Raw genomic sequence first — 23372 nt, 5'->3', positions numbered from 1 at the left:
TGTCTAAATTTTTTTGGGCAAAGGTATATCAGAATATAAGTTAGGAATTATGCTATGCGGAAGTTTTTCCGACGTTCTCGAATGAGATCGGGCCGGGTGGCAGTAACAGTTGCTGCTGTTGCGTCTTTGGTTGCACAAACGCTAGTCGTGATGCCTGTGGCTCAAGCCGACGTGAATCCCGCAATCGTTATTTCGGATGTCAAGATCCAAAGCTCAGACCCAACGGGCAACTTGGTCAATGATGGAAACCAGCAGCTTATGCAAGGGCTTAACTCTGCGAAAGTTAGCTTCAATTATGATGCGAGTGACGATTCGGTTACAAACGGAAGCCAGTTCAATGTAAAACCACCGGCATTTCTTACCACTGGCGTCGAGCAAAAACTAGATCTGGAAGTCCCATACAATGGAAGTAACGTCAAGGTTGGTCAATGTGTCTTGAACAAGGCATCAGGATTAACATGTACTTTCAATGATCGTATAGATGTTTTGCGTCAGCTTGGTTTTTCCGGGTTTAAAGGCAATCTTGCCTTCGTCGCTGGAATTCAGGCTACGCATGACCAAAATACGGCGGCTGTGTCAGTTAATGGTCAGGATGTAATAGTTCCTTTGCCTGCTAACAAACCAGTTGGAAAAGTGAGTAGGCCATATTCTCGTGCTCCTTTGGGGAAGAATACCAGCAATCTCATTAATCAAGAGGGAAGCCTTGGTTGGGGCGTTAGCTTTAACAGTGCCTTGGTTCAAGAGGAGCTTCAGCGTATTGGTGATTCTCGGGTATTTGACGGTAAACAAACTCATACCTTGTCTTTTCTTGAAAGTGCAGGTCCCGGGCAAGAGTTTGATCCGGACATGTCCAAGTGGATATTGAAGTTTAAGGGCAATGCGGAACTGTACTCGAAGTTTAATAGTGATGCGCCAACAGGATGCTATAACGTCACGTTGGCAAGTGGAGTACGGCCTGGCCTTGTTACCACAGATTCTTTTGGCAAAGAATGTGTAGATGCGATCCGTGATAGGCAGATCGATATGAAGTTGCCAGATGGATTTTCCATGCAGGTAGAGTTTATCGATACGAATGGAGATGGGCAGGCTGATTATCGGGATTCCCAGGCTCGTATTCGAGTCACTGGCCCCTTTGACGCAGACACTAATTATGCCATCAACCCGCAATTGCGCCGTTCTGGATACGAAGAAGCTGATGCCCAAGGCCGCAAGAATTTGGCTGTGAAAGAGGGTATGACCTTTGAAAACACAATTTCTTTGGAGGATACCAGGCAATCAGTAGGTGCGATCGGTAAAGCATTTCAGACGCTTACTGGGAACATTGTTATGGTTGACCAGTTCGGTACGTTCTCAGTTCGGAAATACTTGCAGGGTAATGGAATTGAAAATGTTCAACAAAGTGATAAATTTACCATTACCGGTACATGGTCGTTGCCCAACGGGAATACAGTCAGCTCTTATCCAGGATGGCAGCCAACTTCTGGTGATGGCGTCGAAGTTACAGTTACTGGTGCACCTGCTACCGCAACGTCTGGAACCATAACATTTAGGCTGTCTCCAGGTGAGCGTAAAACTGCACCAGCTCCTCATTTCCCGGTAGGGACAACCATTACTTTGGCAGAGGATATTCAGACTGCTCCGAAGCCAGGTGGCATTGAGTGGGAAGAAGCGGAATTTCAAATTGGGCAGAAAGTAGTAGAACCTAATTTTAAAATCCGAAATAAGACCAATACTGAAGTCGAAGTCTTCAATAAGGCGAAACGTGAAACTGGAAAGTTGCGGGTTAAGAAGGTTCTTCAAGATCTTCCAGAAGCCCTGAAGCAACAAGCAGCGACAGATACATTTACTTTCGAATATCGGTGCGGTACAGGCACTGCATTTAAAGACATTCCAGATGTTTCGGCAAGCGGAGCTGAGAAGGAAGTGCCTGATGATTTCCCGATCGGAACTGTTTGTGTCGTCCGTGAAAAATTTGATCCACAGCAACCGCATACGGTTGGAGACTTCGTGCAATCCGCGATGGAGCCAGCTCTGGTTACTATCACCAAAGCCGGCGGTGTTGCGGAGGTAACCAATAAATACTCCCGTCTCAAGGGGGGATTCCGCATAGCTAAAGAAATAACTGGCGAACCAGAAGTTAGGAAGCTCGCTGGCTTGCAATCTTTCGCTTTTAATTATGATTGTCAGATTGGTGGGCAGTCGGTTGCTAAAGCGGACAACGTTGCTGTGACTACCGGTGAGCCAGCGGATATTACCGGAGTTGATGTCGGTGCGGAATGCGTTGTTACTGAATCAGCTGCAAATAACAATGGTGAGATTGGCGGCTATAACTTAACCCGACCACAGGAACAACGGTTTGTTATTGCTCAGCAATCCACGCCAGAAAACAACGTTAAGAACTTTAACAATGCTTATGAGCTAAAGCGGGGTGGCTTTAGCGTAGTCAAGCAATTCGCCGACCCTAAGTTCAAAGATCTGCTGAACAAACAAACCATCGACTTTACCTTCAGCTGTAAGTCGCCGCTAGGTGACCCATCAAATCTGGAAGGCGAAGCACAGGCCGCCAACGGAACCATCGCAGTCCCCGTTGATGGAACGCCGAAAACCGTCACTGGCATTCCTGTTGGTCACCGGTGTGAAGTTACAGAGGTTGCTGACTCAGCGAACGTGAAGAATTACACCCACACCCCATTGCAAGCGCAGACCGCAGTGGTTGTAGAAGACCCGGCTGCGCCAGACGCGGCAGCGGAATCCAAATTGACCTTCACTAATGCCTACACCTCAAAGAGCGCTAAGTTTGCGGTGACGAAGCAAGCACAGTTAGCTTCGGGGCAGGATACGCATCGTCAGGTGTTTGAGCAGCAACTTCAGGCTAAAGGTGAGTTTGAGTTCAGCTACACCTGTGACAGCCCGAACTTCGGTGCGCCGAAGACAATGCGGGTCGCGGCCAATGGTCAAGCGGTAGAAAGTGCCGAGGAATACCCGATTGGCACGCAGTGCACTATCACTGAGAATCTTGCCGAAGCGCAACTGTCGGGATTCGACGCGCCGGTGGTCAACAATGAGAACATCATGGTCACCATCGCTGATGAAGGCGAACCGGTTGCCATTGCAGCCTTCATCAATACCTATACTCGAAAGTCGGCTGGGTTGAAGCTGCAAAAGACCTTCACCGGCGCACGGCCACAGGTATTTGATACCGCACACAAGTTCCCGGTGAAGTGGAGCTGTGACGCAAACAGCGTTTCCGGCCCGGACACCTATGTCGCAGGCACTAAGGTTCCAGCAGAACTTCCGGCTTCCGGCGTGTTGGTGGAAACCGGTTACAGTTTCCCAGAAGGCACCACTTGTGAAATCAGCGACGAGGAAAACCTGTTAACCGACACCCTAATCCGGGCAGGTTATGTTGCGGGTGCACCGCAGTACACGCCAACGACCATTACCGCAGGTGTGGAAAACATTGTTGGCGTCAGCAACACCTACACCAAGCAGGTAGGAACGTTTACCGTAACCAAGAACGTTGAGGGCGACGACGCTGCGAAGTTCACCAACAGCAACTTCAGCTTTGCCTACACCTGTACGCTGCCGACCGACGGCGCGAAGCCGGAAGACATTACCGGCAACCTGACCGTCACTGGCAATGGGCAGCCAGGCGCACAGAAATCCGTCGAGATCCCAGTTGGGTGGGAGTGTACGCTCCAAGAAACAACACGTGCCCCAGAGGGATACGCCTTCGTCACTAACATTAATAACCCAGTTACCATCGCCGCCGGTGATGGCAATGCCTTCAACGTGACGAATACTGTTACTCGGAAGACCGGCGGATTCACGGTTGCTAAGGTAACCAACGATCAGCTTTTCGACGGCACCTCGTTCCTCGTCACCTACACCTGCGATAACGCGCCGGGTGAGATCAAAGAACTCAGGGTGCCAGCAAACGGCCAACCTGTGAGCGTCGAAAAGCTCCCGAGTGGAACCTCCTGCGAGATTGCCGAGCGCCCAGCCGACGCTGAGCGGCCTGGTTACACGGTGGGATCGGTTGTTAACCCGGCCACCGTGACCATCGAAGCCGATCAGGTGAAAAATGTCACAGTGACAAATACGTTTGCGGAGAAGATTGGTGGCCTGAACATTTCCCATACCGCCATCGGCAACGCTGCACCACTTGGTTCGAAGGAACTGGAGTACACCGTCACCGGCACGCCTGATAAGGGCGGCGACCCGATTACCAGGACCGTGACTGTCAAGGCTGGTGGCACTGCTACCATTGCCGATCTGCCAGCCGGTACCTACACCGTGACCCAGAGTGACCCGACTGCTGCGAAGTACGTCAAAATCGGGACCACCGTCAATGATCAGCCGGGATTGATAACCCAGGTAACGGTAAGCGGTATGCCGAACGACCCAGCTGAAGTAAAGGCGATCAATACTTACACGCTGGAAACTGGTTCGTTGAAACTGGCAAAGACAGTAACCGCGCCAGAACACGCTAACCGCAGCTTCACCCTGGATTACTCCTGCACCAGCCCACTGGATCCGGCGAAGGTCACCGGAAGCATTTTCGCACCGGCTGATGGCTCTGAAGTAGAAGCGGTGAAGTCTCTGCCATACGGTTCGACGTGTACCATCACCGAAGACCTGGCAAAGAACACCATTACTGGTTACACGATCGCACCGGTCGCTGAGAAAACCATCGAGATCACGGCCGCAACCCAAAAGGTTGAGATCGAAAACTCGATTAGCCGCGACACCGCGCCGCTGTCGATCGCGAAGATCGTTACCGGCAATGAGGATTTTGCCAAGAAGGAATTCACCTTCCGCTACACCTGCACCGACACCGGTGCCACCGAAACCGAAATCAAGGTGCTTGGCGACGGCAAACCGGTGGTAGCTCGGGACGCGGTTCCAACCGGAACCTCCTGTACCTTTACCGAGGACGAGGAGAAGGCCGCTGAACAGCACTACTTCCTCAGCATGGAACCCGCGAAGACCGTTAAACTGGCGAAACGCGATGAGGCTGTGACAGTCACCTTCACCAATACCTATACGCAGAAGCCGTATTGGATTGCTGGCTTGGTGCTTATCCCAGCGGTCATTGGTGGCGTCGCCGCGATTGCCCACCTAGCAAAGAAGGGCCACCCAACTGCACCGCCAGCCCCAGCTGCGGAAAAGAAGGGTGACGATCCTCTTGGCGATGGTGCTCAAGGAGCAGGCAAGAAGGGCATCGCCAAGGACGCAACTGCAGCGCCACAGGCCGCAGCGCCTAAGGGCGAGAACGCCGGAAAGGCGAACGCCCCAGCCAACGGCCAGCCAGGTGCTACCGGCTCACTGGCACGCACCGGCGCTTCAGTCCTCGGCGTGCTAGCAGCGGCATTGCTCATCATCGCACTCGGTGTCTTCTTCATCCGACGCGGACGCAATATGGGCGGCACTAGCGAAAGCTAATCACTGTAACTAGCGTGTAGCTGCCAACAACTAAGCGGCACGAAAACAACCACTTTCATAAGGTTGTTCTCGTGCCGCTTTTGCATGCCGGAAGCTGCGCTGCATTAGATTCATTGAAGCATTGCGGCATTGTGGCGGCACAACAAGGGGGAGTACTATCTAAAAGACACGACTAACCCACACAAAGTAGATTGAGGGCGAACCCTAAATGACAACTGTTGCAGTAGTTGGTGCTACCGGCCAGGTAGGCCGCGTGATGCGTAGCATCCTAGAAGAACGAAATTTCCCCGCAGATAAGGTACGGTTCTTTGCCTCCGCACGTTCGGCAGGAACGACGATGCAATTCCGCGGCGAGGACGTCGTAGTGGAAGACCTCGCCACGGTGACAGTCGAAAGCCTCGCTGGCATCGACATCGCATTATTCAGTGCCGGTGGTTCCACATCATTGCAGTACGCGCCGATCTTCGCCGAAGCAGGGGCGAAAGTGGTGGATAATTCTTCCGCATGGCGCAAAGACTCTGAGGTGCCGTTGATCGTTTCCGAAGCTAATCCGGACGATAAAAACAACGCCGTTAAAGGCATTATCGCTAATCCAAATTGCACGACTATGGCTTTGATGCCGGTGCTCACGGTATTGCATAAGGCTGCGGGTTTGAAGAAGCTACACGTCTCCTCCTACCAAGCCGTCTCCGGTTCGGGCTTGGCTGGTGTCGAGACTTTGGTGAAGCAGGTTGCCGAAGTAGGCGATCGCGCAGTGGAGTTGGTGCATGACGGTTCAGCTGCTCACTTCGGTGACCTCGGCCCTTACGTTGCTCCGATTGCCTATAATGCGCTGCCATTCGCCGGTAATTTGGTTGACGACGGTTCTGATGAAACCGATGAAGAGCAGAAATTGCGCAATGAATCCCGCAAGATTTTAGGAATCCCAGATCTCTTGGTTGCCGGAACCTGCGTTCGGGTGCCGGTATTGACTGGACACACCATGACGGTTCATGCCGAATTCGACTCCGCGATCACCCCAGAACAAGCTAAGGAATTGCTTTACGACGCCCCAGGCGTCTCCGTAGTCGACGTTCCCACCCCGCTTGCGGCCGCCGGGCGCGATGATTCGCTGGTTGGCCGGATCCGACAAGACCAAACGGTTGCGGATAATAAGGGGCTTGTCTTCGTCGTCTCTGGCGACAATCTCCGTAAAGGCGCAGCTCTAAACACGATTCAGATTGCCGAATTATTGGTGGATGCCGATAACTAAGCCTGCCTGACTCCCCGGTGGAAGTGGCATATGCCTTTGACTGCCGGGGAGTTTTCCATTGGTGTACGCATATGCAAAATTATGTGCAACATATCTCCCTATCCATCCTGCTGATGGCGGAATTTTGCCGGATTGGGACAAGAAATCGTTTCAAACCGGGCAAACCAGCAAGCTTTCATAATTTTGTTTTAATGAATCTAATACTCACGTATTAGATTCATAGCATGTGTAAAAAAGCCTATTTCGAGATTTATCGATGTTAGAGCGGGTATTAAATGCACCCCTATTGATAGGGGGTAAAATTTGGGGGAAACAAAGGTAGAATGCTGCAGATCACAGATTAATTTTGCTCATTTTCTGCTTATGAAAATTTAATCTTTGCCGGATGGGGTATCCGTAGCACTTTAGCCATAATCGGGTTTTGGCAATATCTGTGATATTAGTGTGATCTTATTTGCCAAAAAGTAAGTAAAAACTAAGAATTATGCTTAAAAGGCTATGAAAATGCCGGGGGTAGGTTGCTGTTTTTCTATAGGTTCACGCATAAGGTTATTGCAAAACAGCCCTCACTTGGCAGCGCTATGCCCAAGCGGGCGGACTGTTCAATCCACATTATTAACAATGTGGACAGTTATGAGAAACGCTTAATAAAGATTCAAGAGGAGGTGGCTACCAATGGGGCAACTGTCATTCACGAACGCGCGCAATAACGTCCGCGCCTTCGTTATGGTGATGGTTTTTGCGTTGGTATCGTCGTTTATCGTCGTCATGCCAACCGGTACTGCGAACGCACAAACATCTTTTGTGCCGGAGGACTTTGCGTCCAAATATGGTACAAACCTGACAATTACTCGTGACGGCGTAGATATCACTGATTCAGCAGATGACGATCAGCCATTTGTTCACGGTAACGAGTTCACCGCTAAGTTCGTGTGGGCGGTAGGGGACAACCCCCGCCCTCGGCCTGGCGATCAAATGGTCATCAACCTGCCAAGTTGGTTGCGGGGTGCGACAGACAAGCCAAACGTAGAGGCCGGTGAATACACTACCTGCAATGTAAAGGCTGCTGAAGCTTTGATCGTGTGTACGTTTACCGATGCAGTTGATGGAAATAAAAACAACAACATTCATGGCGAGGCCATAGTTCAGCTGAAGGCTGTCGCAAGCGAACGGACCGAACCGGTGGTTTGGGGTCCGAAGACCTACGATGTTTATTACCTATTGACCGGCGAGAGGAACGGTCGTATCGATAAGCCCGAATTAAGGGGAGACAGTGCCATAACTGGCGACATTCGTAAGGGTGGATACTTCTCCAAGGATGTGGTTTTCCCTGATCAAGATGGGACAAGCTATCAACAAATTTTCTGGTCTGTTTTAATTCCGGCGGAGAAGGTAAATGAGATTGCTCAAAACGGCGTGATTGAGATTGAAGATCATCTCAGCGATGTCACGTTGACTGATTCCGATACGAAAAAGGAAATCACTGTAGGCCACTACTTCGCGGCAGCGGGAGTAGGTGGAAACTTGGAAATTAGCCGCCGTGAAGGCGCTACCGTGGCTGATGGGTCATGGGAAGTTCAGGAATCGCCTAAATGCCGCATTGGTGGTGAACTGGAGTTGAAGAATATTCCATGTGCAACACGTATTGCCCAGGCCAATGACGAAACTGGTGAGGTCAGGACCCGGAACGGTGAACCAGAAGAAATTACTGTTGACGGTTACTTTGGCAAGAACAATTGGAAGAAGAATAGCGATCTGAAAATTAAGATTGCCAATGTGAAGCCGAATGCAGCATATCGGATCACCTACTACACTTGGATTCCTTCTGCATCAATCGGCGTGGACAAAGGCTATGCCGCAAACCCTAAGGCTAAGAATTCTCTGACTGTTAAGGGACAAGCCAGCAGAATTGTGAAGGATGTAGCGCTATACGCACGTTTCTGGGGCACTTCCTCTGGTGATCCAAATCGCGCAACCATCGTGATTAAGAAAGACATCGAGGCACCTTCAGGTGAGAAGCCAGATGTTACCGAATTTCCGCTAAATATTACCATCGGTGGCAAAGCTGAAACCTGCCAGGTTTCAGTAGAGAACCCGTGCAAGTTTATGGCAGACCCGGGTGAAGAGGTTGTTATTGTTGAGCCAAACGTCACTGGCAGCACATTTAAATGGAATCCCGGTAAATTCAGTATTCCTGGCTCGACCGAGCTAAAAGCGCAGGCTAATGGAATCACGGTTGCAGGTAACAAAGCAACCATCAAAACTCCGGTACGTGGCGAAGTGCTGGTTCTCGGTTTGACCAATAGCTTCCAGCCTTCGGTGAAGTACGGTGAGTTCGTGGTGAAGAAGGTTCAAAAGGACCTGGAGCCGAAGGATAGTACTGGCGCAGATTTGACTGCAAAAGAATACTTCTTGAAGTTCACCTGCGATCAGGACAGCAAGCCTGTAAATGGCGCTTCCGCATACAAGGCCAACACCGACTATGACATCACCGTCACGGCTAAGGCTGAAAAGGTTGTGGGTGAATTCCCAGCGGGCACCAATTGTATGGTCAAGGACGAAGATCTCAGCAAAGCTAAGATCAAGGGGCCACACGCAAATCAAACGAAACAATTTGAAGCTTCTGCTACATACTCCGGGGCAGTTATTAAGGCTGGCGAAAAGAACGTTGCTACTGTAACCAACAAGTATCAAAATACGTTCTTCCTGAGCAAAGTGGTTGAAGGTGTGCCTCAAGAGCTGTACCAGGACAAAGATTTTACGTTTGAATACACCTGTGGCACCGAAACAGGCCGCGTGAAGCTGAAGGCCAACGGCAAAGCTACTATGATTCCTCAGTTCTTTGATGCTGGGACTCGCTGTACCTATAAAGAGGTGGATTTACCAGAAATCCCTGGCTATAAACTCATCAACGCTGAAATGCCTTATGCGACCGGGTTCTCTATCGTCAATGCGCCTAAGTATCACGAAAAGCGCGTAGTGAACAAGTACGAAAAGGAAATCATTCTCGGCCAGTTTAAGCTTGAGAAGGCTGTTGTTGGTGTTGATGCTGCAGCTATTGGTAATCCTGAGTTCAAGGCGTCTGCTTCGTGGACCGTTAATGGTAAGGCTGAGAAGCGTGATGTAGCTGTGCGCGCTGGACAAGTTGTTGAGGATTTCCCAACACTTCCGGTTGGTACGGTTGTTACCTTGTCTGAGACTAAGCCTGCTGATAGTGCTGCTGTTGCTTGGGCTACCCCGGTATTTAGTGGTGATGGTGTTGTTGATAACGGCAACGGGACCGCTAACTTGACTATCAAGGCCGGTATTGTTGGTGGGCAGGTTGTCACGCTGACGAATAATGCGACACAGTTGGGCCAGTTTAAGCTTGAGAAGGCTGTTGTTGGTGTTGATGCTGCAGCTATTGGTAATCCTGAGTTCAAGGCGTCTGCTTCGTGGACCGTTAATGGTAAGGCTGAGAAGCGTGATGTAGCTGTGCGCGCTGGACAAGTTGTTGAGGATTTCCCAACACTTCCGGTTGGTACGGTTGTTACCTTGTCTGAGACTAAGCCTGCTGATAGTGCTGCTGTTGCTTGGGCTACCCCGGTATTTAGTGGTGATGGTGTTGTTGATAACGGCAACGGGACCGCTAACTTGACTATCAAGGCCGGTATTGTTGGTGGGCAGGTTGTCACGTTAACGAATAACGCGACGCCACTGGGTCGGTTCAAGTTGCAAAAGATTGTCAATGGCCTAGGCGCGTACTTCGTTGGTGATCCTGAGTTCAAGGCGTCTGCTTCGTGGACCGTTAATGGTACGCCTGAGAAGCGTGATGTAGCTGTGCGCGCTGGACAAGTTGTTGAGGATTTCCCAACACTTCCGGTTGGTACGGTTGTTACCTTGTCTGAAATCAAACCTGCTGATGGCGCTTCCGCAACCTGGAATACCCCAGTATTCAGTGGTGTGGGCGTTGTTGATAAGGGCGACGGGACAGCTGAGCTGACTATTGGTGCAGCTACCGCTGATGGCCAGATAGTGACCCTGACCAATACGGCGAATCCACAATGGTGGTGGTTGCTGATTGGTGTGGTTCCATTGCTTGGTGGCGGGCTTGCAAGTCTTGTTCCGGGACCGGTAGCACCATTGGGCCAGGAGCCGCAGGCACCAGCTACATCCACGCCTGCTAAGCCGCTTGGCGAGGCACCGCAGAAGGGTATCGCAAAGGATGCTCCTGCCGCGAAGGGCGTACAAAAGGATTCGCAGGCTAAGTCGCTGGCTAAGACTGGTGCATCTGTTCTTGGACTTGTAGCCATTGCAGCTTTGCTGGCAGCACTTGGGGCGTTCCTTGTGCGTCGTGGCCGCAAGAGCTAGTTGCTGGAAACAGTTTATGCGATAGCAATTATCGCAGCTGATTAGCCGGTGTCTCCCACGGAGGGGACACCGGCTTTTATGCATGCGTAACCGTCGGCGCAAATTCGGTATGGGGCCGAATGTTAGGGTTTGGTTATAGGTTTCATTGGGGGATTACTGGTTGGAATGCTGACGGTAACCTGGGCACATTTCTGATGGTGTCGTGGTTGCGCCTGCTCTGAAAAAGGGGTTTGGGTGGCCAGCAGTTATCGGCTGGTGGCTACTGCAGGGGTGGTATCGGGGGTGATTTTCGTTATTAATGTGAGCGTTTTATGACTTTAAAAGGTTGGGCTAATCAGTTTGTTTGCGCAGCTAGGTTCTCTATTTTTGGCCTCGGGCGATAAAGCTTAGACGGGCGTCAATGCGTCGGCATAGTAATAAAGGTTGATCTTTGGCAAATTGGCTTGTTTACCCTTGGATCCGGTCGCATTCAGCATTAAGCTATTAATCAATCACTCACCCATAGGTTAATAATCTATATCTGTTATAGGTTTAAGAAAGGTTTGTATATGGATACCAATGACATTGTTTCGAATGGCATGCGTCCAGAATTGACCGGCACCACCACTCAACACGGTGGCCGTCCAGTTCCAAGCGAAAACATTTCCATCACGGCTGGCCCACAGGGCGCCAATGTTCTTAACGACATTCACCTGATTGAAAAACTGGCTCACTTCAACCGCGAGCGCGTCCCGGAGCGTAACCCACACGCAAAGGGCCACGGCGCATTCGGCGAATTGCACATTACTAACGACGTTTCCGCCTACACCAAGGCAAAGCTGTTCCAGCCGGGTACCGTAACCCCCATGGCTGTTCGGTTCTCCACCGTGGCTGGCGAGCAGGGTTCCCCTGATACCTGGCGCGACGTACACGGCTTCGCTGTGCGTTTCTACACCGAAGAGGGTAACTACGACATCGTCGGTAATAACACCCCCACCTTCTTCCTGCGTGACGGCATGAAGTTCCCGGACTTCATCCACTCCCAGAAGCGTATGGGGCAGACCGGTCTGCGCAATGCGGACGCGCAGTGGGATTTCTGGACCCGCACCCCTGAGTCCTCTCACCAGGTGACCTACTTGATGGGTGACCGTGGTACCCCGAAGACCTCCCGCCACCAGGATGGTTTCGGTTCGCACACCTTCCAGTGGATCAATGAAGAAGGTACCCCAGTGTGGATCAAGTACCACTTCAAGAGCCGCCAGGGTTGGGATTGCTTCACCGACGCTGAGGCACAAGAAATGGCAGGCAAGAACGCCGATTACCAGCGCGAGGATCTCTTTAACGCCATCGAAAACGGCGACTACCCAATCTGGGACGTCAAGGTCCAGATCATGCCGTTTGAAGAGGCAGAAACTTACCGCTACAACCCATTTGACCTGACCAAGACCTGGTCGCAGAAGGATTACCCACTGGTAGACGTCGGCTACTTCGTCCTGAACAAGAACCCACAGAACTTCTTCGCTCAGATCGAGCAGATGGCGCTGGACCCAGCGAACTTGGTGCCAGGCGTTGGTCTGTCCCCAGACCGCATGCTCATGGCTCGTGCCTTCGCTTATGCGGACGCACACCGGTACCGGATCGGCCCGAACTACCGTCAGCTGCCAGTGAACCAGCCGGTATTCCCGGTTAATACCTACGCTCACCAGGGTCCAATGGAGTACCAGTTCAACCCTGCGAGCGCGCCGGTGTACACCCCGAACCGCTTTGACAAGGGTGCAGGTTTCTTGGACGATGGGGTTTCTTCCTCCTCCGGCGTGAGCTACGGCCAGGCTGCCGAGTTGTTCGTTAACCCAGATCCACATGGCACCGACCTGGTGCGTGCTGCCTATGTGCAGCACTCCGAGGATGGCGATTTCGTCCAGGCTGGGATCCTGTACCGCGAGGTTATGGATGACGGCGAGAAGGAGCGGCTGGCTGACAACATTACCAATGCGATGGTCGGTGTTTCCCCAGAGACCGAAGAGCGTTGCTACTGGTACTGGGAGCAGGTTGACCCACAGCTGGGTGCTCGGGTCAAGGAGCTGTTCGCACTTAAGAAGTAGTATTTCGCTTGTCGACGCCGTCCCGGTCGCACCGTGGTGACGTCGACAAGCAAAAACCGGCGCGGAGGCTAAACCTCACACGCGCCGGTTTTTCTCATTGTTTAGCGAGCGGCCTCAATGTCGACCACCTGTGCCACGCCTTGAATGGTGGCGGCGATCTTTACTGCTTCGAAAACCTGCTCCTTGGTCAGGCCTTCGCCGCGCACGGTCTTTTCGTGGGCGATGGTGCAGTGTTCGCAGCCGTTGATGGCGGATACTGCCAGCGACCACAGCTCGAAGTCGACCTTTTCCACACCTGGGTTTGCGATGACGTTCATGCGCAGCCCCATCTTCACCTGGGCATAGTCGGAGCCCAACCAGCTTTTCGCCCGGTAGGCAACGTTATTCATCGCCATGATGGATGCGGCAGCAAGTGCGGCATTGAATGCCTCGTCGCTGAGGTGGGTTTTGGCTTCTTCGCTTACCTCGGAGAAAACTGCCTCGCTGCGGGTAGCTGCGGCAGATGCGAGGAGCGTGCCCCATAACTGCTGCTCGTTCAGCTCGGTGCTGCGGAGCAAGGTGCCGATATTAAGCTTTAAGTCTTTGGCGTATTCCGGCAGGCCTGCCTTGAGATTATCGATGCTCATGTTACTTTAGGCCCTCCTGAAGCTCCGCGAACTTGTCGATGTTCTTGGTGGGATCGTTCTTCTGCCAGTTGCAGGCGCAGACCTCTTCGGACTGGAGTGCATCAAGGACCCGCAGCACCTCGTCGACGTTGCGGCCGACTGCGTCTGGGGTGACGGAAACGAATTGGATGATGCCGTCTGGGTCGATGATGAAGGTCGCGCGGTCAGCAACGCCGTCGCCGTTTTCGACACCCAGTTCGCGGATGAGCTCGTGCTTGACATCGGCGAACATTGGGAACGGGACGTCCTTGAGTTCTGGGTGGGTGGCGCGCCAATTGAAGTGGCAGAACTCGTTATCGGTGGAGCCGCCGAGAACCTGGGTGTCGCGATCCTGGAATTCTTCGTCCAGCTTGCCAAAAGCTGCGATTTCGGTTGGGCAGACGAACGTGAAGTCCTTCGGGTAGAAGAAGACGATCTTCCACTTACCTTCGTACTTGCCTAGCGAGACAGTTTCGAAGTAGTCCTCCGGCTGTGCCGCATCGACATTGTGCAGGTCGCCGCCCTTAAGTGCAGTAAGTTCAAATTCCGGAAATTTTTCACCAACGGTCAAAATTGGCATTGTTGTTCATTCCTCCAACGGCAATGATTGTTTCTTTGGGGGTGCTTCGTGCCCCTTTAGACGTTTCTACCGACATACTGAAAAGCTGTCAATGAACTAATGTAAAAATCAATCCGCTGCAAATAGGTAATTTTTATGGCTGCTATTGGTTAGGGTTGTTAAGCCAGCGCACCGGGTGGGGCGGAAGGGGAAACTAGACAACAGTTAAACGGCAAATGGCCGAAAACTGTGAGAAAGATAACCCCGCAACGGGGTTGAACAGGTTAAGCGCTATGTGACGCACCGGTCGAAGTGCGCGACGCGGCGATGATATCCGAGCGGGCGCGGGCGACCCGGGAGCGGATCGTGCCCAACCGAACGTCGGCGATTTTCGCGGCCTCCTCGTAGCTGTACCCCAAAACCTGGGTGAGGATTAATGCTTCACGACGCTCTGCCGGGAGGGCGTCGATAAGCATCCGCACATCAACCCACTCCGACCAGTTTGTTTCCGTCGGCGAATCGACGGACTCCACTTCGGCCGCTGACTTTCGTGGCCGAGCCATGTCGTGGCGAATGTTATCCACCCACACCCGACGCGCAAGCGACAGCAACCAGGTACGCGCCGAGGAGCGCGCCGCGAATCGGGGTAGCGCTTTAATAACCCGCAAATAGGTCTCCTGCGTGAGGTCATCCGCGATTTCCGTGCCGCCCAAATGCGCCAATAGTCGCCACACGTCCGATTGGGTCGCCTTGATAAACTCCGTCAGGGCAGCCCGATCACCCCGACCAGCCTTCAAGGCTAATTGGGTGATGTGCTCATCCGCTGCGGACTGTGTGGTCATGGTGAAAAAGTTTAACATGCACTCCCTGCGGGGCGAATGTTGGACTAGCTAGGGGAGCTGGCTTCCTCTTGTTCGGTGGCCACCGCGTAAAGCGAACGCCCGGCGATAAACGAACCGACCGCCAGCACCACCAAATAACCGGTGATGGACAGCACCGCCCGGATAAGGTCGCTGAAGACCAAGCCGTGGTTGCCGATGTCATAAATGAGCTTTGCGACGATCAACAGCGGCAGCCCTACACTGGTGGCCGGCCCCATCAGATTCGCCTGGGTGAGGGGTTCTTGATAGCGCCAATACGCCAGTGCGGTTAGCAAAAATAAGAGGCCAGCAATAACGATGCACACGCCCGCGATAATCTCGGTAATAATCATTAGCGGCGTCCCTTCGAAATGATGCGCGCCATCGACATGGTGGGCAAAACGCCGCCAGCGACCGCAGCCAACAGAATGATCTCATAGGCGATAGCCGTGTCGTTCAACATGGACCAGACGAGATAAAACCCAATCATGGAATAAAACACCAGATCCGACACCACCGCACGCACAAATTCGTCCTTGGTGCGCACAATCAAAGCGATGATACTGAGCAACGAAACCGCCAGCAAGGCCATTCCGGTGTAGGCGAAATAATCAAATGCCATCATCAGCTATGCCTTCCTTCCAGGCGACGTCGCCTTCGGTGCGGGATATTCCACCTTAGCGGCGGAAAGATCATGGGCGATGCCCGCAACATGCGGCGCCAACATTTCCTCCATTTGGGCGAGATCGGCTAGAACCTGATCGGGATTGGAACCGTACACAGCGTGCACGATCAAATGCCGATCGCCTTGTTCCTGATCCTCATCATCGTCGACGATGGTAAGCGACATCGTTCCGGGCGTGATGGTAATGGAGGTAGCAAATAATGTAATCTGCCAGTCGTTGGTCACCCGTAACGGGTACGTGACCACGCACGGATCGATCTTCTTATTACCAGTAAGCGTGTCAATAACCACAGTCCAGGTAGCAAGGAGAAGCTGGAACTTTAACCAGAAGATAAATTTCACTGCATGCACAATTGCCATAACTAGCTAGCACCTCCCGAAATAGTGGCTGCCGCCACGGCACCTACCGCCTGGTTTGGATCGACGCCGAGCACGGCGGAAACGTAGCCGGGGACGTCGACAAGCGAATCAGCGGCAGAAAGCGCCACCGACACCAAGGGGCCAGCGAAAATAAACATCCCGAAGCTCACGATGGCAAGCGCCGCACCAGGGGCGATGCGCGCCAACGGCACCCGGAGGTTTTCGGGAATGCGTTGTTTATTCATCTCGCCACCCCAGAACACCTTCCGCCAGATGCGCAAAACCGCCTGAAACGCCGCGAAGCTGGCAAGGATCACGACGGCAATCACAACCCACCCAGCAACCGTCTGAGCGGCGGCGATATTTACTATCAGATACACCTTCGCCCATAACCCGGAAAACGGAGGGAAACCAACCAAGGAAAACGCACCGGCGGCGAACACCGCAGCAACCAACGGATCGCGACGCGCGATGCCCGAAAGCTTCGATAACACGTCCTTGCCGTAAGTTTCCTCGACTGCGCCCGCGCTTAAGATCAACGAAGCCACCGTGATCATGTGGTGCAGCATGTACAAAATGCCAGCCGCCAAGGCCGCCTTCTCATTACCAGCGGTAAAGGCCAGCATCACCATAATCATCGGCATGCCGTTGACCATCTGATACGCGAGCACCCGGCGCATGGAATTCTCCGCCAAACCCGCGAAGGACCCCACAATCATGCTTGCGATACACACGACGATAATCAGCGTCGTCCAGCGTGCATCAAGCTCAAAAATCACCACATAAATGCGGAACAAGATAAAGACCGCAACCTTGGTATGCAGCGCCGAGAACAACGCCATGACGCTTGCCGACGTCTGCGGGTAGGAACGCGGCAACCAGGTATGAACCGGGAACAACCCTGCCTTCACCACCATCGCGATCACCACGATCCCCATCGCCACCGTGGCCGGGCCGTGGCCCGCCGCCGCACCGCGCAACGCCGCGATATTCACGGTCCCCACCACGCCGTAGACGATAGCCACACCGACCAAAAGCAATGTCGAAGTGGCCAGATTAACCAAGACAAACGCCCGCCCCGCCGACAAGCGAGCCCACGTGCCCGTCATAGCCAACAGGCCATAGGACGGCAGCAGCATGACCTCAATGAAGACGAAGAAATTGAACAGATCAGCGGTAAGCAGCGCACCCATCACACCGCTAAGCAGCATCGTCGCCAGCGCCGGATAAAACCGGGCGCGGGTTTCGCCAACCACCAATGCGAACCAATTGGCGGCAAACGCAACGGCAGACGTAGTCACGATCATCACGGCGGCGAATTGATCGCCCGCAAGCGGAATGGCAACGCCACCGATATAAAGCCCCACCGAATGCGCAATGGTGCCGTGCGCAGCGGTGTAGCCGAACAACCACACCCCGCCAAGCAGCGTGCCCACGGGGGTGAGCAGACAAATGCTATCGCGGATAGGTTTCGACGGCGCGACGGCAGCAAGCGCCACCAACGCTAGCGGAATGCCGATGAATAACGGCAAAACCGCATCGACATTAAAGCCGCCCGGAGCTTCCGCAGCAGCTGCGAGAAAAACTGGAAGCGTCATCACAGGTCAGTGGCCTTTCGGATCGATAGATTTCATTCGTGCCTCACGCCTACTGCGGCGCTTCGCCACATGGGCTTCACTGGCTGCAAGCTCCGCCGTGGTGGTCGACCGGCCCAAGGTCTGCAGCGGCGAATCCTCATCAGCCACAACCTCGGCCTCGGTATCATCCGACCGGCCCAAACCAGACAGCGTCAACATATACGTGGTGGTCGCCATCGCAATGACGATCGCCGTGAGCACAAACGCCTGGGGGAGCGGATCAGCGGCGTCGGAAATCTCCGTCCTACTAGGAAACGGCTCACCCCGCCATGCCGGAATGCCAGTGACCAGGATCAAAAGATTAGCCGCATGGCTCAACAGCGTCATGCCCACAACAATGCGCAGCATGCCGCGCTGCACCACCAGATACACTCCACCTGCGGCAAGCAGCGCAATGGTCAACGAAATAATCACTTGGAATCCTCCTGCGTGCCTAAGCCCTGTTCCTCGCCTGGGTGGGTGATCGTGGTGGTATGCGAGGCGGAATCCGCCTTCAGCGCAGCCGATTCCTGCAGCGCGTGCTTTTCAATCAACGCCTGCTCCGGGGCCTCCGGTGCCCGCCGATGCTCATCGGGGAAATCGCCCGGCTCGTGCAGGACCTGCACCAAAGGCTGCAATGGTGAATCCTGACGATTGAAATTCAAATCCTTATACTCCATGCCCGGGCGCAGGTAGCCGCCCAAGGCATTAATAGCCATCGAGAGCATTCCCAGAACCGCCAAATACACACCGACGTCGAAGATCAACGACGACGACAGGTGCTGGCCAAAGGCATACCCGTGAATGGCGTAGAGGAACGAGCCATGCATGAGGCCGATAAAACCAGCCAGCAACGCGATAAGGATTCCAAAACCAGTGAGGTAAATGGGAACCGAAACCCCGAAAATCCGCCGGTCACGCGGGAAAGCGATATAGGTCAACATCATCGCAGCGCCGGCGACCAATGCCGCGATGAAGCCGCCACCAGGTTCATTATGGCCGCGCCAGAAAATCAACGCCGACAAAACGACCAAAACCGGAACCAGTGCCTTTAACAAGGTACGCAGCGGAATGGAATTGACCGTCGACTGGCCGATAGGTGCCGGGTGCGTGCCCTTAGCAAACGGATAGCGAGGCATGGATGTCACCACCGCAGCGATAACCACCGCGGCCATGCCCAATACCGACAACTCACCCAAGGTATCCAGCGCACGGAACTCCACCAAGATGGTATTCACCACGTTATCGCCACTGGTGATGCTCGGTGCCTCATTGAGATACCACAGCGCAATTTCGCTACGGTCGTGGCGACCTAAAAGCATGAACGACGCCAAGAACGTCAGCACGCCCACCACCGCGGCTAACAAACCGCCGACAATCTTGCGCTTAGGTTTCGTGGGGTGGAAAGTTTCCGGTTGTTGGCGCACCACCATCATCATGATGACCACAACCAGCGCTTCCACCAAGAACTGGGTGAGTGCAACATCCGGGGCACCTAACATCAATACCTGAAGGGTAACCCCAACGCCCACCACGCCAATCAGAACCACGGCGGTTAGGCGTTTCGTCGTGCGCGCTAGCGCAATTCCACCCGAGGCGATAATGACCAGCGGCAACAGATCGTAGACACGATCCGAGCCGGGGGTCCGAGGCGAGAGCGCAACACCATCAACCCCGCCGTATAGCAGGCCGGAAATGGCAACCGTGACTCCGAAAACCGCTAAGAGGAGGAACATGAACGCCAGGTGGCGGGCAGGCGACAGGGAATCCGCCATGCGCCCAAGCAGGCGGCCGAACTTGGAAAGCGACTGATTGAACACCTTAAGTAGGTCGTTGCCGGAATAAGGGGCGAGGCGTTTGGCGTCGACAAGCGCCCAAATCTGGTGCCGGAAAAACACCCCGATAATCCCCACAACCAAAACCACCGCCGACAAGATGAACGGAACATTGAGCCCGTGCCACAGCGCCAAATGCACGTGGGGGTCTTCGCCGATCGCGGCGGCGGCAGCGGAAACCGGGGCGTCGAGGTAACCTAGTGCAAAGACAATCGGGATCGATGCGAATCCAGGCAAAGCGGCAGGAAGCCACAACAAAACGGGGGCCTCACGCACCTGCGACATGTCCCGGTCGCCGTCGATGAAACCATCCGCCACAATGCGCACCGAATAGGTGAATGTGAAGATCGCGCCAATGGTCGCCGCAGCTAACAGCACTAGCACACCAAGCGAACCTACCGGGGCCTCGGTAAACGCGGTGAGCATGCCTTCTTTGGAAACAAAGCCGAATAGCGGCGGGATAGCCGCCATCGATGCCGCCGCAATCACCACCGATGTAAACGTGAACGGCAATTGCCGCCACGAGGAACCCAGCCGGGTGGCGTCTCGGGTGCCGGTCTGGTGATCCAGCACTCCGATTAGCATGAACAGCGAGGATTTAAAAAGCGCATGGGCGAGCGTATGCACCAATGCGGCAGCCAATGCCAACGGGGTGCCGACACCAATCGTGGCCACGATCCAACCCAAATGCGACACCGTGGAATACGCCGTGAGCTTTTTTAAATCGGTTTTCTGGATAGCGAACAACGAGGCCATGACCGCAGTCGCCATGCCGGTGATGATGAGCAGGTAATTCCATACCGGGACATCGTGAAACACGGAGGAGAACCGCAGCAAAACATAAATACCAGCCTTGACCACGGCGGCGGCGTGGAGGAACGCGGAGACCGGCGTTGCCGCGGCCATTGCCTCCGGCAGCCAGAAATGAAACGGCAGCTGCGCGGATTTCGTGAATGCGGAGACCGCAATCAGCACCGCGAGCACTGCCGTTAGTGCCGGGTTGGTCGACCAGAAATCAGCAGCGATAATGCCGGTTATGCTGGTAGTGCCCGCCTGGGTGGCGGCTATCGCCATGGCGACCAATAAGGTTAAACCGCCGATGAACGTCAGGATCAACGTGCGCTGGGAACCTTGCTCGCCACCCGCGCCGCCGGAGCGGGCAATCAACATGAACGAGGCCAGGGAGACCAGTTCCCACGCGATAAACAGCACCACTGCGTCGTCGGCAAGCACCAGCAGCAAAATCGCCGCGGTGAACGCCGTCATGATCGTGTAAAAACTTGTGTTCTTTTTATATTTTGGTAGATAACTGGCCGAGTAAATAAACACCACTGAGCCAATGACCAGGGCTAATAACGCAAAAAATACCGATAATGCGTCAGCGCGCAACCGCAGATCAACATTAATGCCAGCACCGACGAAATCCGGCACCCAGGTGACAGACCACACCAAGGGAGTGCCTGAGAAAATGTCAGGCAAATGTGGAACGAGTACGCCGAAGGCACCGAGGAAAATTGCGGCAAGCGGCCACCCTGCGGCTCGGTCAAATAACTTGACGCAAACAGGAGCCACTGCGACGCTAAGCGCCGCAAGACCGAGGACAAAAATTAACGACACGTGAAAACTCACACCCACAAACGCTTAGAACGGGGGTGGCGCCACCAGTGAACACAACTCACCTAAAAACTCAAGGAAAACTGCCGGAAACCCGTGGCGCCTACTTTCATTTCTATAAAAATCGAACAATAACTTTGACAATAATACCAGTTACCTGCGGTGTGGCTTGGCCTTAAGGTTAAGGAAACGGATACATTTCACAGTATGACTTCGAAGCCGTCAGCCTTAAAACGCGCAATCGTCGCCCTGCTCGTTGCAGTCCCATTGCTCGGCGGGGCCACCTTCTCCACCCTCGCCGGAATCGACCCGGCTGACGCGTGGTCCGCCACCGATAATCGGGAAGGCGCACCTGCCGTCATCGACGATTCGTTGCTTATCGACGCCCGCCGTGCCACCGGCGAAGCCAATTCCCAGGCGGGGTTCCTCGTTAATGGAACCAAACAATTAACCGAAGGCACGAAGAAAATATCCGGTCGCAGCGGCGAAGTTACCGGCGCAGTCACCGCCGCCACTGATGGTTCGAAAAAACTATCCGACGGACTCGTGGAATTGCAGGCCGCGACGGGCCAATTAGGTGATGGTGCCACCAAGGTCGCGGACGGGGTGGAAACCGCAGTCAATCAATTGGTGACATTCGAAGTGGTACGCGGCCAGATCGTCGGAACCATCGATCGATACCTGGATGACCTGAAAGGCGCCACCGATGCCGATTCGGTGGAATTACGGGAACAACTGACCGGCTTTAGGGAACAAGCCAGTTCCTTCCAATTAGACGAAGGAACCCGAAAGCAACTAGAAGAACTTCGCGACGGGTCGCGGGAAATCGCCAACCAGCTGCACGTTCCGGGCTACGCCTATCACGATGGGATTTTCTCCGCCACCAAGGGGGCGAAGGAACTCCACGACGGGCTTAATCAATTAAACGCTGGGGTCGATGAGGCCCTCGCCGGGGTCGGGGAACTGGAATCCGGCGCAGTCAAGATCGACGACATGGCGAAACTAACCAAAGAGAAAATCTCCGCCATTCAACGCGCGATGCCGATTACCCAGGCGGGAACTCCCGAAGCGGAGGCGGCCGGGGTGACCCGCACCTTCGCCCCCATGTACGCATTCCTCATCTCCGCTGGCGTGTTGTTGGGTGCCGCATTGCACCGCCGGGGTGACCGCGAACAATGGTGGCTAAGCGCATTGGTTGTTCTCGGTCTGGGCGGCATGGCAACCATCCTGAGCGTGATCCTCGGCTCGGGCATTGAGGCGGTTCAAATCCTTGGAATTACTGGCCTTGCGGTGCTGCTGGCTGCTTCCGCATTAATAGGTGGGATGCTGCTGTGCCGGATTCTGGGGCCGCGCATTGGGACGGTGGCTGCAATCCTTGGTTCGCTTGCCCAGGTGGGAATAGTCGGATGGGCTTGGAACTCCGCTACCACCAGCGCGGTTGATACTGCCTGGCTTGCGCTTTCAAGCCTGACGCCGGTGCATTATTCCACCGCTGGGTTGGCGGCATTGGGCAACTCCGGTGGGGTGTCGACCATGGTGGGCATCAGCTATGGGGTGTTGTTGCTGCTAGTCGTCGCCGGGGTCATCGGGCTGAAGCTTCTTCCGGCCACCGACATTGAACAAGCCCCTGCCTGGGAGGGCGACTATTCAGAAGAGTTTTTCGACGAGTACGACGACGGGGCGGATGTCGTCGACGCCGATGACGAGTACATCGATGGTGAGTACGCCGACGGCGAATATATCGATGATCAGTCCTATCGGGATAAAACCAACTAGGGCGAAATGAGTTATTCGCATTGCTGCGGGGACTGTCCACGGCGATCAAGGCAGTGCTGTCATCTCGCCTTTAGCGAACAACACTAGGTTCCTAACTCACATCACTGCCGAGCTAAGACGCTGAAGAACTAACGTGTTGGCTTCGGCCCATCGATGGCACGGGCGGTGCATTTCCGCCCCAATTTCTCCAAAGCCGTGATCCGCAAAACCCTCTGTGAAAACGCGGATCGACGCAGTGGTCATTTTCCAACTCGACCTTTAGCTCCCGTCGTCCACGAAACCAACCCTCCAACCG

Annotated in this window: 14 protein-coding genes; 5 read left to right on the top strand and 9 right to left on the bottom strand. The window is 54.1% G+C overall.

The window, feature by feature from the left end:
- The first annotated feature begins 150 nt into the window (after positions 1-150).
- The 4 genes from Q4D85_RS08250 to Q4D85_RS08235 all read left to right on the top strand — a co-directional run bounded on the left by Q4D85_RS08250 (position 151) and on the right by Q4D85_RS08235 (position 13128).
- Entirely contained in the window at positions 151-5445 is a 5295-nt protein-coding gene (locus Q4D85_RS08250; protein ID WP_303199624.1) for a DUF5979 domain-containing protein, read from the top strand.
- 208 nt (positions 5446-5653) lie between these two features.
- Entirely contained in the window at positions 5654-6697 is a 1044-nt protein-coding gene (locus Q4D85_RS08245; RefSeq protein WP_303199623.1) for an aspartate-semialdehyde dehydrogenase, read from the top strand.
- Between the two features lie 675 nt (positions 6698-7372).
- Positions 7373-11047: a DUF5979 domain-containing protein gene (locus Q4D85_RS08240; protein ID WP_303199622.1), complete on the top strand. Its 3675-nt coding sequence runs from the start codon at positions 7373-7375 to the stop codon at positions 11045-11047.
- A gap of 548 nt (positions 11048-11595) precedes the next feature.
- On the top strand, positions 11596-13128 hold the full coding sequence (locus Q4D85_RS08235) for a catalase (RefSeq protein WP_303199621.1): 1533 nt from the start codon (positions 11596-11598) through the stop codon (positions 13126-13128).
- A gap of 101 nt (positions 13129-13229) precedes the next feature.
- Here the strand turns inward: Q4D85_RS08235 and Q4D85_RS08230 are convergent, their stop codons facing one another.
- The 9 genes from Q4D85_RS08230 to Q4D85_RS08190 form a co-directional block, all read right to left on the bottom strand.
- The gene (locus Q4D85_RS08230) at positions 13230-13754 is read right to left on the bottom strand and encodes a carboxymuconolactone decarboxylase family protein (RefSeq protein WP_303199619.1); all 525 of its coding nucleotides are present in this window, start codon (positions 13752-13754) and stop codon (positions 13230-13232) included.
- A 1-nt stretch (position 13755) separates the two neighbouring features.
- On the bottom strand, positions 13756-14352 hold the full coding sequence (locus Q4D85_RS08225) for a peroxiredoxin (RefSeq protein ID WP_303199618.1): 597 nt from the start codon (positions 14350-14352) through the stop codon (positions 13756-13758).
- Between the two features lie 263 nt (positions 14353-14615).
- On the bottom strand, positions 14616-15173 hold the full coding sequence (locus Q4D85_RS08220) for an RNA polymerase sigma factor (protein WP_303199617.1): 558 nt from the start codon (positions 15171-15173) through the stop codon (positions 14616-14618).
- A gap of 44 nt (positions 15174-15217) precedes the next feature.
- Positions 15218-15544: a Na+/H+ antiporter subunit G gene (locus Q4D85_RS08215; RefSeq protein ID WP_303199616.1), complete on the bottom strand. Its 327-nt coding sequence runs from the start codon at positions 15542-15544 to the stop codon at positions 15218-15220.
- Complete coding sequence (locus Q4D85_RS08210; protein WP_303199615.1) at positions 15544-15816, bottom strand: cation:proton antiporter; 273 nt, start codon at positions 15814-15816, stop codon at positions 15544-15546. Before Q4D85_RS08210 ends, Q4D85_RS08215 begins: the two co-directional genes overlap by 1 nt.
- Before the next feature lie 3 nt (positions 15817-15819).
- A complete protein-coding gene (locus tag Q4D85_RS08205) occupies positions 15820-16230 on the bottom strand; it encodes a monovalent cation/H+ antiporter subunit E (protein ID WP_368502285.1) in 411 nt (136 codons plus the stop codon).
- Positions 16231-16238: 8 nt separating this feature from the next.
- A complete protein-coding gene (locus tag Q4D85_RS08200) occupies positions 16239-17834 on the bottom strand; it encodes a monovalent cation/H+ antiporter subunit D family protein (protein ID WP_303199613.1) in 1596 nt (531 codons plus the stop codon).
- Between the two features lie 6 nt (positions 17835-17840).
- Positions 17841-18287 carry a cation:proton antiporter subunit C gene (locus Q4D85_RS08195; RefSeq protein WP_303199612.1) on the bottom strand — a complete coding sequence of 149 codons (447 nt, stop codon included), beginning with the start codon at positions 18285-18287 and terminating at the stop codon, positions 17841-17843.
- Positions 18284-21304 (bottom strand): DUF4040 family protein, encoded by a 3021-nt coding sequence (locus tag Q4D85_RS08190; RefSeq protein ID WP_303199610.1) that lies wholly within the window; start codon positions 21302-21304, stop codon positions 18284-18286. The genes Q4D85_RS08195 and Q4D85_RS08190 overlap by 4 nt, the downstream gene beginning before the upstream one ends.
- Before the next feature lie 204 nt (positions 21305-21508).
- Here Q4D85_RS08190 and Q4D85_RS08185 point away from each other — a divergent pair, with 204 nt between their 5' ends.
- Positions 21509-23077, top strand: a complete 1569-nt coding sequence (locus Q4D85_RS08185) for a hypothetical protein (RefSeq protein ID WP_303199609.1) — start codon at positions 21509-21511, stop codon at positions 23075-23077.
- Positions 23078-23372 lie beyond the last annotated feature (295 nt).

Source organism: Corynebacterium sp., assembly GCF_030532965.1.
In the GTDB taxonomy this organism is placed as follows: domain Bacteria; phylum Actinomycetota; class Actinomycetes; order Mycobacteriales; family Mycobacteriaceae; genus Corynebacterium.
The sequence above is the reverse complement of the archived record's forward strand: the minus strand, read 5'-3'. Positions and strand labels throughout refer to the sequence as shown.